This window comes from Clostridium sp. YIM B02555 (assembly GCF_022320955.1).
GTDB lineage: Bacteria > Bacillota > Clostridia > Clostridiales > Clostridiaceae > Clostridium > Clostridium saccharoperbutylacetonicum.
On the sequence record NZ_JAKJJY010000020.1, the window covers coordinates 1 to 13,065 of the forward strand.

General features: G+C 27.3%; 13 protein-coding genes. 10 read left to right on the plus strand and 3 right to left on the minus strand.

The genetic code is table 11. The annotated features are described in order from the left end of the window. Positions 1-228: 228 nt before the first annotated feature. The 4 genes from buk to L3B98_RS21705 all read left to right on the plus strand — a co-directional run bounded on the left by buk (position 229) and on the right by L3B98_RS21705 (position 4,595). Positions 229-1,299 carry a butyrate kinase gene (gene buk, locus L3B98_RS21690; RefSeq protein ID WP_015395384.1) on the plus strand — a complete coding sequence of 357 codons (1,071 nt, stop codon included), beginning with the start codon at positions 229-231 and terminating at the stop codon, positions 1,297-1,299. A gap of 251 nt (positions 1,300-1,550) precedes the next feature. Then, positions 1,551-3,428: a flagellar hook-length control protein FliK gene (locus L3B98_RS21695; protein WP_238918228.1), complete on the plus strand. Its 1,878-nt coding sequence runs from the start codon at positions 1,551-1,553 to the stop codon at positions 3,426-3,428. 160 nt (positions 3,429-3,588) lie between these two features. Beyond that, entirely contained in the window at positions 3,589-3,846 is a 258-nt protein-coding gene (locus L3B98_RS21700; protein WP_015395382.1) for an EscU/YscU/HrcU family type III secretion system export apparatus switch protein, read from the plus strand. Positions 3,847-3,905: 59 nt separating this feature from the next. Next, positions 3,906-4,595, plus strand: coding sequence for a metallophosphoesterase (locus L3B98_RS21705; RefSeq protein ID WP_015395381.1), 690 nt, complete (start codon positions 3,906-3,908; stop codon positions 4,593-4,595). 117 nt (positions 4,596-4,712) lie between these two features. Here the strand turns inward: L3B98_RS21705 and L3B98_RS21710 are convergent, their stop codons facing one another. Together L3B98_RS21710 and L3B98_RS21715 are read right to left on the minus strand one after the other, a co-directional pair. Further along, a complete protein-coding gene (locus tag L3B98_RS21710) occupies positions 4,713-5,657 on the minus strand; it encodes a methyl-accepting chemotaxis protein (RefSeq protein ID WP_238918229.1) in 945 nt (314 codons plus the stop codon). A gap of 32 nt (positions 5,658-5,689) precedes the next feature. Further along, the gene (locus L3B98_RS21715) at positions 5,690-6,373 is read right to left on the minus strand and encodes a DUF2225 domain-containing protein (protein WP_015395379.1); all 684 of its coding nucleotides are present in this window, start codon (positions 6,371-6,373) and stop codon (positions 5,690-5,692) included. Between the two features lie 193 nt (positions 6,374-6,566). Here L3B98_RS21715 and L3B98_RS21720 point away from each other — a divergent pair, with 193 nt between their 5' ends. The 5 genes from L3B98_RS21720 to L3B98_RS21740 all read left to right on the plus strand — a co-directional run bounded on the left by L3B98_RS21720 (position 6,567) and on the right by L3B98_RS21740 (position 11,552). After that, on the plus strand, positions 6,567-7,358 hold the full coding sequence (locus L3B98_RS21720; RefSeq protein WP_015395378.1) for a GTP pyrophosphokinase family protein: 792 nt from the start codon (positions 6,567-6,569) through the stop codon (positions 7,356-7,358). Between the two features lie 100 nt (positions 7,359-7,458). Next, entirely contained in the window at positions 7,459-8,238 is a 780-nt protein-coding gene (locus tag L3B98_RS21725; RefSeq protein WP_238918230.1) for a hypothetical protein, read from the plus strand. A gap of 93 nt (positions 8,239-8,331) precedes the next feature. Then, positions 8,332-9,417: an AAA family ATPase gene (locus L3B98_RS21730; protein WP_238918231.1), complete on the plus strand. Its 1,086-nt coding sequence runs from the start codon at positions 8,332-8,334 to the stop codon at positions 9,415-9,417. Positions 9,418-9,480: 63 nt separating this feature from the next. Further along, the gene (locus tag L3B98_RS21735) at positions 9,481-10,815 is read left to right on the plus strand and encodes a VWA-like domain-containing protein (RefSeq protein WP_238918232.1); all 1,335 of its coding nucleotides are present in this window, start codon (positions 9,481-9,483) and stop codon (positions 10,813-10,815) included. A 68-nt stretch (positions 10,816-10,883) separates the two neighbouring features. Then, the gene (locus tag L3B98_RS21740) at positions 10,884-11,552 is read left to right on the plus strand and encodes a hypothetical protein (protein WP_238918233.1); all 669 of its coding nucleotides are present in this window, start codon (positions 10,884-10,886) and stop codon (positions 11,550-11,552) included. 63 nt (positions 11,553-11,615) lie between these two features. Here the strand turns inward: L3B98_RS21740 and L3B98_RS21745 are convergent, their stop codons facing one another. Beyond that, positions 11,616-11,945 (minus strand): HesB-like protein, encoded by a 330-nt coding sequence (locus L3B98_RS21745; protein ID WP_015395373.1) that lies wholly within the window; start codon positions 11,943-11,945, stop codon positions 11,616-11,618. Between the two features lie 239 nt (positions 11,946-12,184). On the opposite strand from L3B98_RS21745, the gene L3B98_RS21750 reads away from it, so the two are divergent. After that, entirely contained in the window at positions 12,185-12,928 is a 744-nt protein-coding gene (locus L3B98_RS21750) for a hypothetical protein (protein WP_238918234.1), read from the plus strand. Positions 12,929-13,065 lie beyond the last annotated feature (137 nt).

Sequence of the window (13,065 nt, forward strand, 5' to 3'; positions counted from 1 at the left end):
GTTCAATTTAAGATTGAACAAGGGTTTGGTTAAACATGCCTTTTTTCTGTCTACTTTTAGTTGACAACTTCAACCAATTTTGTTGGCGTAGCCTTTTTTATTTCAAAGGATTGGAAATTGTATATATCAAATTTCTCTTACAATATAATATGCTTTTTAATTTTGAAATGTTTAATTATATATACATATGGGAATATTTATAATATAAAATTTAAAGGAGGAAAATATGTGAGTTATAAATTATTGATAATAAATCCAGGATCTACATCAACAAAAATATCTGTGTATAATGGTGGAAGAGAGATTTTTGGAGAAACATTAAGACATTCTGCAGAAGAAATTGGAAAGTTTGAACATATTTTTGATCAACAAAACTTTAGAACAGAAGTAATATTAAAAACATTAGAAAATAACAAAATAGATATACAGAATTTAGATGCGATAGTAGGTAGAGGAGGGCTTTTAAAGCCAATTTTGAGTGGAACATATAGAGTAAATGAAAATATGTTAAAGGATTTAAAAGAAAGTATAAGAGGCGAGCATGCATCTAATCTTGGTGCTATTATAGCAAATGAAATTGCAAATTCTATTGGGAAAACTGCATTTATAGTTGATCCAGTAGTTGTTGATGAAATGGATGATATAGCAAGATTATCAGGCATTCCAGAGTTGCCAAGAAAAAGTATTTTTCATGCACTAAATCAAAAGGCAGTAGCTAAAAAATATGCAAAGGAATCTGGTTTGAATTATGAAGATATTAATGTTATTGTGGCGCATATGGGTGGAGGAGTTTCAGTAGGAGCACATAAAAGAGGAAGAATAATTGATGTAAATAATGCTCTTGATGGTGAAGGAGCATTTTCACCAGAAAGAAGTGGAGGTGTTCCAGCTGGCGATTTAGCTAGAATGTGTTTTAGTGGCAGATATACGCTAGAAGAAATACTAAAGAAAATAACAGGTAAAGGTGGCTTTGTAGCTTATCTTAATACAAATGATGCAAGAATCGTAGAAAATGCTGCATTAGATGGAGATGAAAAAGCAAAGCTAGTTCACGATGCTATGGGATATCAAGTTGCTAAAGATATAGGTGCAGCTGCAGTAGTTCTTAATGGAAAGGTAGATGCCATTATTTTAACTGGTGGTATGGCTTATGGAAAACCTATCGTAAATTTTATTAGTGAAAAGGTAAGATTTATAGCACCTATAGTAATCTACCCAGGAGAAGATGAAATGCTTGCATTAGCTGAAGGAGTAACTAGAGTACTAGATGGGGAAGAAGAAGCAAAAGATTATAAATAGACTAATGATAGGAGTTATGTATGTTACAATACAATTAAAATTTAAAAATAAGCAAAAGTGTTTTAAATAATTGAAGATTGACAATTGTAACATATATAATGAGAATATGTCTTATAACTAAATACATAAAATATAAATTTATATAAATATTCAATAAGATTAACTTTTAAACGTAGTTAATTTGTGCTTTTTTCGTACGATAATTATAATAGAATAAAGTGGAAGTAATAATTAGTAGGGGAGAAAAAGATATGCCAGGAATTTGGAATATAAATAATGGATATAATACAAATACTAAGAAAATTTCTAGCAAACTAACTTTTGAAGTAGGAGAGCGTTTTACAGGAAGAGTTGTTGATAAAGGAAACGGAAAAGACATAACAATAAGATTATCAGATGGATGGCAATTTATTGCAGAGCTTAATGGAAATGTTGATTTAGACGATTTAAAATTAGTAAAGTTTCAAGTAGATGGCTTTGAAAATGGGAAATTAAAATTAAAATTGGTACAAGATACTGTAGATGATGAAGTAAGTGGAGACGAGAACTTCCAAGAAGTTATTGAGAAAGAAGGACTTTCAAAAGATGATATTGATATTTTGAAAAACATGGTTAAACATAATATATCTTTAACTAGAGAGAATATAAATGAAATAAAAGGCTTAATTCAATTTAATGAAAAAGTTAATGCCAATCCTAAAGAAATAGATTCGTTTATTAAAACATACCTACAAAGTAAAGGAATAGCTGTTGATAGTTCTGAGGGGCAAGCTGTTAAGGAAATGCTAACTAAGTTTTTTGACGAATTTAAAAAAATGTCTTCTGGGGATATACTTACTTTTATAGAAAATAACTTGGATTTTTCAGAAGAAAATATAAATAGTTTTAATAAGGTATTTAAAGGAGATGCTACAATTGAACAAATTCTTAAGAGAATTAGCAATTCATTGAATTCCTTAGAGTTTTCAGGTAAAACAAAAGAAAATAAGATTAATGAATCTTTTATAAATGGTAAATTATTTGATAAAGGCTCTGAAGTAGTTAGAAGTACGGTAGATTCTCATACAGCATTTGCATCAAAAATTTACAATGAAAATGATCCGTTAACTAAAAAAATAAATGTATTAGATGTTTTAAGAACATTAACAGGAAGTGAAGATAGTGAATTAGATTTAATTCAAAAAAGAGCTGGAAATGAAAATGTCAATCTTAATACAGAAAAAAGCAATATTCCTACATCATTATTAGAAAAGTTGGATGATAAGGAAATAGTAAAATTAATTAAAGATACAATTGGAGATAATATTATTGCAGATGATACACCTAAGACTCAAGCTGAAAAACTTATTGAATCAACTAATAAATCAAAATTAGAAAATTTATTAAGTAATATTGAGGGTAGAGAAGTAAAGTTAACAGATGATGAGTATAAGAAAATTACTGAATTAGTAAATAGAAAAGATGACAACCAAGGAAATATACAAAATACTATTCAACCAAAAGAAGTAGAAAATAATGCAATGAAAGATGTAGTAAGTAAATTAAACAATCAGGAGTTTTTGTTAAAAAGTAATTCAAATGGTAAAGATGGAATAATATCTGAAATGAAGGATAAGATTAATAACGTAAGAGACATAGTTAAGGATTTAATCGACAAAACAGAATTAAAACAAGATGGATATGAGAAGGTAATGAATTTATTAAAAGCAAATATCAGTGACATCAAAGTATTTAATTCGGTTAGTGATGAATATTATTATGTGAATGTGCCTATAACTGCTAATTTTCAAGAATATCCATGCAAATTAATAATAAAAGATAACAGAAAAGATGGCAAAAAAATTGATTCTACTAATGCAAAAATGATTGTAAGTGTTAAAACTGCACATTTAGGGGATGTAGATGGATATTTAACTATTAGAAATAATAAAATCGATGTTAATTTAAAATGTGAAAATGAATTTACGTCTGTTATAAATAATAATAAATATAAATTGGCTGATGGGTTGTCTACACTTGGATTATTTGTGAATATTCATGTATCGACCAAAGAAAAACTTGTAGATTTAGTTAACTGCAGAAATTTCTTTAATGATTTAACTATTTCTGCTATTGATATTAAGGTATAATTAGTATATATTAATTCTTGACACTTTAAAGTTTGTAATAAGCTACTATACATGTACAATAAAAGATTCTCCAAATATAAATGGCTAATAAAGTCGAGTTGATTCATCTTTAATTGTGCATTACAGAATTGATTGAATAATTAGGTGGGAGTGTACAAAAATGAATCAGAGGAAAAAGGCAGCAGCATTAAAATATGAATTTAATAGTGACGCTCCAATAGTAACAGCAGCAGGAATGGGGCATATAGCTGATAAAATACTAGAAACTGCAAAAGATAATGAAGTTCCGATAGTGTATAATAAAGAACTGACTGATTTATTATGCAACGTTGATATTGGAGATGAAATTCCAACAGAATTATATGAAGCAGTGGCACATGTAATAGCATTTATTACAGATTTGGATAAGAAGAGATAAGAAGGGCTTATAAGAGTTTGCTTTATATATGCTCAAGATGACAGAAAGGTGAGGATTAAGTGGCACTTTATACCATTTCAGACTTACACCTAGGGTTTAATGTTGAAAAACCAATGGATATATTTGGTGATAAGTGGAAAGATCATTGCAAAAAAATAAAAGAAAATTGGATTGATAAAGTTACAGAAAGAGATATGGTACTTATTGCAGGAGATATATCTTGGTCATTGAAAGAGCAAGATAGTAAATATGATTTAGATTGGATAAATGAATTGCCTGGTAAAAAAATCATAAGTAAAGGGAACCATGATTATTGGTGGGGAAGTATTTCAAAATTAAATAATATGTATGAAAATACTAAATTTATTCAAAATAATTATTATATCTATGAGGATTATGCTATATGTGGTACTAGAGGGTGGGTTTGTCCTAGCGGAGATAAATACAGTGAAAAGGACGAAAAAATATACAATAGAGAGCAAATAAGATTGAAGATTTCTCTAGATGCTGCTAAAAAAAATGGATACGAAAATATAATAGTTATGCTTCATTATCCTCCAGTAAATGATAAATTTGAAGAATCCGAATTTACAAAAATAATTAAGGAATATAAAGTTAAAAAAGTTATATATGGACACCTTCATGGCCCTATATTACTAGGAAAAGTATTAGATGGATATTTTGATGGTGTGGAATATATATTATCATCAGCAGATTACCTTGATTTTAATCCTAAAAGAATACTATAAAGTTATAAGTTCAAGTGTTTAATATATATGTACTAATTATTAAAAATGATAAGTTATTACTAAAATAATAAAAATGAGATATATCACAATAGTTTGTGATATATCTCATTTTTTACATTATAATAATTTTTTTACCGAATTATTTAAATCCTCGATAGCATTTTGTTGCGTGCGAACATGTGAAGCAATTTCCTTAGATAAGCTTTCACTTTCTTGGAAAGTGTTGATAATATTATCAACAGTTGAAATAACAGTGTCTTTTTCCATGGAAGCTGTTGTTAAATGTTCGATGCAGGTAGTGATTTCATCAGTTGCTTCTTCAATTGATGTTTTTATTTCTGAAAAACTGCTTTTTGCGTCTTGTAAAGAATTATGTTGAGTAGTCAAAGCAGAATTACCAGAGTTCATTGCATTAGAAGCTTTTAAAATATCTACCTTAATTTCGTCTAATATACTAGTTATACTTTGTACTGCAAGTTTTGAATTTTCAGCTAGTTTTCTAACTTCACCTGCTACAACAGAGAAACCTTTACCAGCTTCACCAGCTCTAGCAGCTTCAATAGCTGCATTAAGTGATAAAAGGTTAGTTTGACTTGCTATTTGACTTATAGAGTCAGTTATAATGTTTACGGATTCTAATTTTGATACTAAGGCATTTACAGTTGAAGTAGATACTGTGAATGCTTCTTCAAGGTCTGTTAATGATGTATCTAAATTTCCGATTGTATCTAATCCAGTATCAGCTAACTTATCTGTATCTAATACCTTGATATGAACATTTGTAATATCAATTGCTAAATTTTCCATATTTGAACTAAAGCTGTTTAATGTATTTTGTGTATTTAGCAATTCTCTGTTTTGAGAGTCTGCAGAAGATATTAATGACGATGCGGTAGATGAAATACTTTTAAGAGAATCATTTATTACATCAGCTTTTGCTTTTAAATCACCTAATTCATTACTTAAATCTTTTGTAATTATATCAGTATTGTTACTGATTTCATTTTTTGAAGGTTCAGAAATGTTAGAAGTATTAGTAGTACTATTTTTAAAAATTTTCATGACATATTTCCCCCTTGTAAGTAAAAAAAGTTTTAAATATTTTCATTTTTTATTAAGTCTTTCCCAATACGTGCTAATTCTTTAATTCTATTAGATGAATTTACGCTGACAATGGTTTTTGAATACCATAATAATGCATTTTGAGTATTTCCTAATTTTCTATTCAATTCACCAAGCATGTACATAAAAGCATCTCTTTGTAAACCATAGATAGGAAAAAGTTCTTTTGAATATGCATCATTAAACCCATCAAGGGCCTGAGTTAAAAATGTTTTCTCTTGATTACTATCATTTAGTAATCTATACATCCAAGCTATTTTTAATGAAAGCATAGCTTTTGTACTATCTTGTAGATCAAGTAGTACAGCGTTTAATAGGGCTAATTTATAACGCTCAATTGCTAATTTTTCATCCAAAATATCAGGATATACTCTAGGTTTCCATTTTGGAGTTACATTGCTAAAGACTAGTTCCTTCTTGTGAGTTTTAATATTATCAAAGTCTGATCTCATAGCAGCATAACCACAAGAATTGCAAATTAAAACATCGTAAAAATACGGATTTACAACTGGTGAATACCGTATAAAAAAATCTGAATCTCTAGAAGAAATTCTTGGTGATTTAGATTTTACAGTTTTAGCCTTAAAATGTGCATCACAAACTGGACAAATTATATTTTTATCAAATAAATGATTTAGTATGTTAGTGTCGTTCATTTTTTTGTCCCCTCATTAAAACTACATTGATTTATAATTTTATTATAGATAAATTATATCATATTAAAATAATTGATAAAGAGGTTATGTTAATTTTTTGATGTTTATTTAGATTATTAACACTTAATTTAAACTTTTTGATATAATATAGAAGGACAATATTGAGAAATCATATTATTAAAGGGTGAGACTAATGGCAATGAACGATTGGAAGGTTTTTTTGATGCCTTATGAGCAAGCAGTTGATGAATTAAAAGTAAAATTAAAATCAATTAGAAAAGAATATAGAAGAAAAAATGAATATTCACCTATAGAATTTGTAACTGGAAGAGTTAAAGAAGTATCAAGTATGTTAGAAAAGGCAAACAAATTTGAAATACCAATAGATAGAATTAGGTATGAGCTTGAAGATATCGCAGGTATAAGAATAATGTGTCAATTTGTTGACGATATAGATACTGTCGTAGAAATATTAAGAGGTCGTAAAGATATGCAAATTCTTTATGAAAAAGATTATATAAGAAATGTGAAGGAAAGTGGCTATAGAAGCTATCATATGATTATTAAATATCCTGTAAATATGGCGGAGGGATTAGTAGAAATATTAGCAGAATTTCAAATTAGGACATTGGCAATGAATTTTTGGGCTACTATCGAACATTCTTTAAATTATAAGTATAAGCAGCATATACCAGAAGAATTGAAGAAAAAGCTTAAAAGTTCTGCGGATGCGGCATTTAGATTAGATGAAGAAATGTTAGAAATTAAAGATGAAATTAAAGATGCTCAAAAATTATTTGAAGTTAAATCAAATTTAATTTCTAATATAATGAATTCATTGCTTACACTAATTTCATTAGGTAAAGAAGCAGAAGCGTCAAGATTTCAAAAAATATTAAATAAATTAATTGAAGATGGTGAAGTTTGGGAATTAAATAGTTTACTTTTTTCTGTTAAAAGAGAAATAGAAAAATATAGAGATTAAAGATAAATACTTAATGTTAAATTGTCAATGATGAGTGATCATATAAAATTAATCATTGATAGTTGAACATTGCAATTGATAAAATGAAAAGGTGATCGAAATGGATAAAGAACAAGTGTTATTGAAGTTAAAAACGAATCCTGAATATATTACGGAATTAGAGAATGTAGATGAAGAAATGGAATTACTCATAGTAAAAATTAATGGAAATAACATCAGATATATAAAGAATCCTAGTAAGGAAGTTCAAAAACAAGCTATTAAGAGTACTCCTTTAGCAATAAAGTATATCAATGATGTTGATAATGAAATTGGTATTATGTGTGTTAGAAGTTTATGGAATGCTTTGGAACTTATAAAGAATCCTAGTAATGATATTATAGCAGAAGCAGTTAGGACAAAGGGGTGGGCCATACAATATGTAAATGATCCAAGTGAAGAATTGCAAATTATGGCAGTTTCCAAAGATTATGATTCGATTAAATATATAGAAAATCCTTCAGAAAAAGTTCAGCTTTCAGCAATAGATAACTATTATGCGGCAATTAGATATATAAAAAATCCTAGTTTAAAGGCAAAAGTTAAAGCTATAAAACAAAATGGAGAAGCAATTAATTACATTTCTAATTATGATTTAGATGAAATAAAAATTTTTATTAGTGAGAACATAAATGTAGTAAAATATATTTATGAAAGTATTGATGTAGAGCTAGTTGTAGAAGTTCTTAAAGAAAAGATTAAAGATAAGGATATTGATAAAAAATACATTGAAGACTTTTTAGAATTAGAGATTTTGGAAATGGATAAGATTAATTTTGTCAGAGAGTACGGAAGCAAAATGGCTAGAAAATTATTAGTGGATTACAAATTATCAATTTAGTATATATTTGAGATGAACAATATTGTAGAATTTATAATTGTCTATATAGAACTCTAGCTATTATGAATTCTACATTGTGATAGAGGTGAAAAATTGAAATATTCAGAGTGTTTAAATACAGTAGATTTAATTGTTGCAGCAAATGATGTACCTTTAATAATAGGGGAAAGCGGAGTAGGGAAAACTTCTTTAGTTAAGCAGATTGCTAAAGATAATGGAGATTACCTTGTTACAATAGATGCAAATTTGTTGAAAGAAGGAGAAATAGGAGGATTACCTATAGTTGAGAATGGGGTAACTATTTATGCAACCCATAATAAATTACAGGAAATTCAAAAAGTTTTAAAAGATGATGAAAAACGTAATGTCATTTTATTTATAGATGAGCTAAATAGATGTGATCATGCGGTAGCACAGGAACTTATGAATTTAATTTTAAATAGAGAAATCAATGGATATATATTAAGTGATAAAGTTAAGGTAATAGCAGCAATGAATCCTTCTAATAAAAATGAGGGATTTTATAATAGTAGATATGATGTCGTAGATATGGATCCAGCTCAGGAGGATAGATTTGTTTGGGTAAGACTTGATTCTGATATCAAGGAGTGGATTAACTGGGGAATGAGTGATAATGGTAATATACATGAACATATTATAGAATTTTTATCTACTTTTCCAGAATACTTACATACTCCAGATTCTGAAGAAACAATAAAAGCTACCCCAAGAAGCTGGGAGAGAGTATCTAAGGCTTATAATATTTATTTAAGAAATAAGGAGAAATATTCTTTTGATACATTTTTTAATGTTGTAAAGGGAAATGTAGGAATAGATATTGGAAATGATTTTAGTAGTTTTCTAACTAATTTAAAAAAACCATTGATAAGTGTAGAAGATATATTTAATAATGAAGTTTTAAACTTTGAATTAAAAGACAGAATAGAAAAAGAAAGTCATTCAAGATTATATATAGTAGTAAAAAATTCATTGAAATATTTAGAAGTTCACAATATAGAAAAAAATTTAAAGTTATTTTCAGAATTTCTTAATTTATATCCTAGAGATCTAAGATTAGGAATAATGAAAGAAATTAAAAGGGATTATTCTAAGACTGTATATAAACAATTATTGGAGACAGAAGAATTTTTGGATTCATTTTTTAATATATTTAATTGAAATATTGATATATAGAAATTTAGTATTAAAGAATAAAAAAATGAGGATAGGAGGGATAGTAGAATGGTGTTTGAAGAAAAAAGGGAACAACTTTTAAAAGAAGCATATTCGTTAGATAGAGAAGGATTAGCTAGTGATAATTATAGGAGAAGATTTTTTGAATTAGTTGAAGAAGTTGTACTATATTTATTGCAAAGTCAAGATGCTTTTTTTGGACAATTTATGCTTAGAATAAGACGAAATATAAACATAAAAATAACAGTGCCTATAGCTACTATTCCTGAGCGTGATAATTTTTATATGTACTTTAATCCTATTTTGTTTCTAAATTGCAGTAAAAATGAAATGGCTGCATTATTTAAGCATGAGATTTATCATATAATGAATTCTCATTTTGAGAGAGAAAAAAAATTAAAAAATAGATTTAGCAAAGAAATAATTAATATTGCATTAGATATTTCAATTAATCAATTCATTAAAGATATGCCTAGTTATAGTAATAAACTTGAAGCAATCAGCTTGGAACATAATTTATTTTTACAAGAAAACCGAAGTGCTGAAGAATATGCAGAAGAACTTTATAAGGCAATTAAATCAAGAATTAAAAAAACTAATATAAAAAATGATGAAGAAAGTAAGTATGAACTAGATATGTCTAAGGCGCATGATTTATGGGAAGAAATTCAAGTAAGCGAAGAAGACATCAGAAATTTAACTAAAAAGACAGCCATAAGTGCTTATACAGAAGGAACTCCTGAAGGAATCGGAAAAATAATTTTAGCATACAAAGAAAAAGCCGAAATACCATGGCAAACTGTTCTTAAAAACATCTTGCCAACTGTAAAATCTGGCTATAAGAAGACAATAACAAGAAGAGATAGAAGACAGCCAGAGAGATTAGATTTAAGAGGTCGACTACCTAAGACTGAGGCTGAACTAATTGTAGCTATAGATATAAGTGCAAGTATGAATGAAGAGGATATGCATAAAATATTAATAGAAATACTAACAATAACTGCAAGCACTAATAATAAAATTACAATTATTGAGTGTGATAATGAAATTAGAAATATATATGAGATAAAAAGTGAAAGAGACATACACAAGAGAGCTAAAGATAATGGTTCAACAGAATTTACACCAGTATTTGAGTATATTAGAGATAATAATCTAAGAGAATCTGTATTAATTTACTTTACAGATGGAGTTGGTGAAAAAAAATTAGGAGTAAAGCCCGTGAGTAAAAAGATAATATGGGTTCTATCTGGAAGCGAAGAATTATCTTTGGAAAATTCATATGGAGAGATAAAAAGAATAAATGCTGGAGAAAAAGAAGTCGTCGAAGGAAACATTGGATTAAAGATGGTTAACGAAGTTATACATGATTGGGCGAGATAAATGCATAGTAATGATATGCAAAGGCCAGCTTATATGTTAAAATAAATATTAATATAGGAGGGATGTTCTTGGCTAGAAAACTTAAAAGTATGGATTATATAATGTTACTATCTATATTTCTTATAATAAGTGTAATAGTTAATATATATTCAATGGTTAAATTAAATAACTATAAGTATAAAATAGGACAGCAATCTTATATTGAAATAGAAGATTTTAAGCAAAAAAATGAAATGAATCTGGATATTTTAGCTAAAAGTATTGAACAAAGCAGCATAAAAAATGAAGATTTATTAAAGCTTTATAAAAATTATGATGCAATGTCAAGTGATATAATGGAATTATGGCAGCAATATGGATCTTACTCTCAAAATGCAATTCCTTTTTTTACTAAAAATATAAAAACTGATAAAGTGATGGAAAATGAAATACATGGAAAAATTAAGGAATATACATTATCTCTTTTAAACAAGGAAATGAAAAATCAAGCAAATAAGTTAGTATTAAAAGATGATGATTTAATATCTTTTAAATTTATGTATGACATTTCATCAAAAATTAGTAATTATTTCAATGAATTTAATAATAAAACTTTAAATAACATTACTGGAGAAGAAAAGGAAAAAAAGGTGATTAATGAATATTATTGGATAGATATTCTGGATGGAGTATATAAAATTAGTGATGATTATATAAATTTGCAGTGGAAAGTAGAAGCAGCTGATATAGCTAAGTAAGAAAATAAGAATGATGTATATATGAATACATCATTCTTAGAATTTAGTATATTTATTTTAGTTTTAGTGGCAACCACTACAAGAACCACCACATCCACCTTCAGGCTCAATAACAGGTTTTAGACTTAATCCACGGCCTTCATTTTCATCAGAAGAAAGGATTATGAAGCCTCCAAACTGTTCTATTAAGCTTTTTTCGTAGATGAATGAGATATCATTAATTTTTTCAATCTCATCATCATCGCTTGCTTTTGAAACAGATATGTTAAAAACTGGGCCACTACATGCAAAGCCAGCAAAATTAATTCTAATATTAAAATCAGTTATTTTATTTTCGTCCAAAAAAGCTTTAAATTCATCATAAGCTTCTTGGCTTATAGTAACATTTTTCATTCAAACACCTACTTTATATAATATTAAAATGATATTAAATCATTAACGTAAGTATAACATACATATATAAAAATAAAAAGTTTATATTTCCATTTAAGTTTTGGTTAAAAATGTGATATTATGTTATGGTTTAGTAATATATAATCCAAAGTAAATCTGAATGTGTTATTATACAAAAATGGAAATATATGTTATAATAAATAAAGTTACGTTAAACATTTCAAGAAGGGGAATTAACTATGAAACCATATAATAAAAATTTTGTGTTCCAAGAGATGAAAAAATATAATAATCTAGTTAATCCAGGAACTTGTGGTGACTATAAAATAGTTAAAAACACTATGAATAAGCAAGATTTGCAAGGATATATGTATGAAAATAGCGATGATTATGATATAGACATAATACAATTATATAGAAATAATACTTGTTTAATGAAATTATCCCCTAGAGAAATAGAAAGTTCGTATAATGCAATATCTTTTTCTTATGGGAAAGTTGGAATAGTTGGTCTTGGTATTGGATATGTAGTTCAAGAAATCGCAAAAAAAACAAAGGTAGAAAAAGTTATTGTATATGAGGATAATGAAGAGTTAATTGAATTGTATTATCAAAACTTCGAAGAAAATGAAAAAATAAAAATAATTAGAGATAGTGCACTAAATGCTTCAAGAGAAATTTTTGATTTTTTTTATGTAGATGCTCACAAAGATCAATTAACATCAGAGGTAGTTAAAGATTATATTGATTTCAATAAAATACATGAAATTGAAGAATATGCGTTTTATGGATTAGAACATTTTTTATTAAGCTGTAAATATGAAGATATAATATGGGTATATATACCTGAAAATTGGGTAGCTATGAGTAAAAGGGCTTATGAGGCTCTTGATGCTTCAAGATATATTGAAACTTACAAACCATTAGATGAAGAAAAAGTAAAAGGAATACTTTTTCAGTTTAAAGAAATATTAAATTCATAAAGCTTTGATACAGTTTAAGAGAGCTCATTCTATTTTAACTTGCCAATCTAAGGTTGTAGCATGGAAAAGTAGGAGTGAACTCTCTCTTAATATTTTTAACAAAAATTTTATGGTTTTTCATAAAATTGTTATAAAAG

Coding starts and splice junctions, on each gene's coding strand:
- L3B98_RS21710 (WP_238918229.1), bottom strand. CDS start 5,657: ATGAAAATTTTTAAAAATAGTACTACTAATACTTCTAACATTTCTGAA.
- L3B98_RS21715 (WP_015395379.1), bottom strand. CDS start 6,373: ATGAACGACACTAACATACTAAATCATTTATTTGATAAAAATATAATT.
- L3B98_RS21735 (WP_238918232.1), top strand. CDS start 9,481: ATGGTGTTTGAAGAAAAAAGGGAACAACTTTTAAAAGAAGCATATTCG.
- L3B98_RS21720 (WP_015395378.1), top strand. CDS start 6,567: ATGGCAATGAACGATTGGAAGGTTTTTTTGATGCCTTATGAGCAAGCA.
- L3B98_RS21750 (WP_238918234.1), top strand. CDS start 12,185: ATGAAACCATATAATAAAAATTTTGTGTTCCAAGAGATGAAAAAATAT.
- L3B98_RS21700 (WP_015395382.1), top strand. CDS start 3,589: ATGAATCAGAGGAAAAAGGCAGCAGCATTAAAATATGAATTTAATAGT.
- L3B98_RS21695 (WP_238918228.1), top strand. CDS start 1,551: ATGCCAGGAATTTGGAATATAAATAATGGATATAATACAAATACTAAG.
- L3B98_RS21725 (WP_238918230.1), top strand. CDS start 7,459: ATGGATAAAGAACAAGTGTTATTGAAGTTAAAAACGAATCCTGAATAT.
- L3B98_RS21745 (WP_015395373.1), bottom strand. CDS start 11,945: ATGAAAAATGTTACTATAAGCCAAGAAGCTTATGATGAATTTAAAGCT.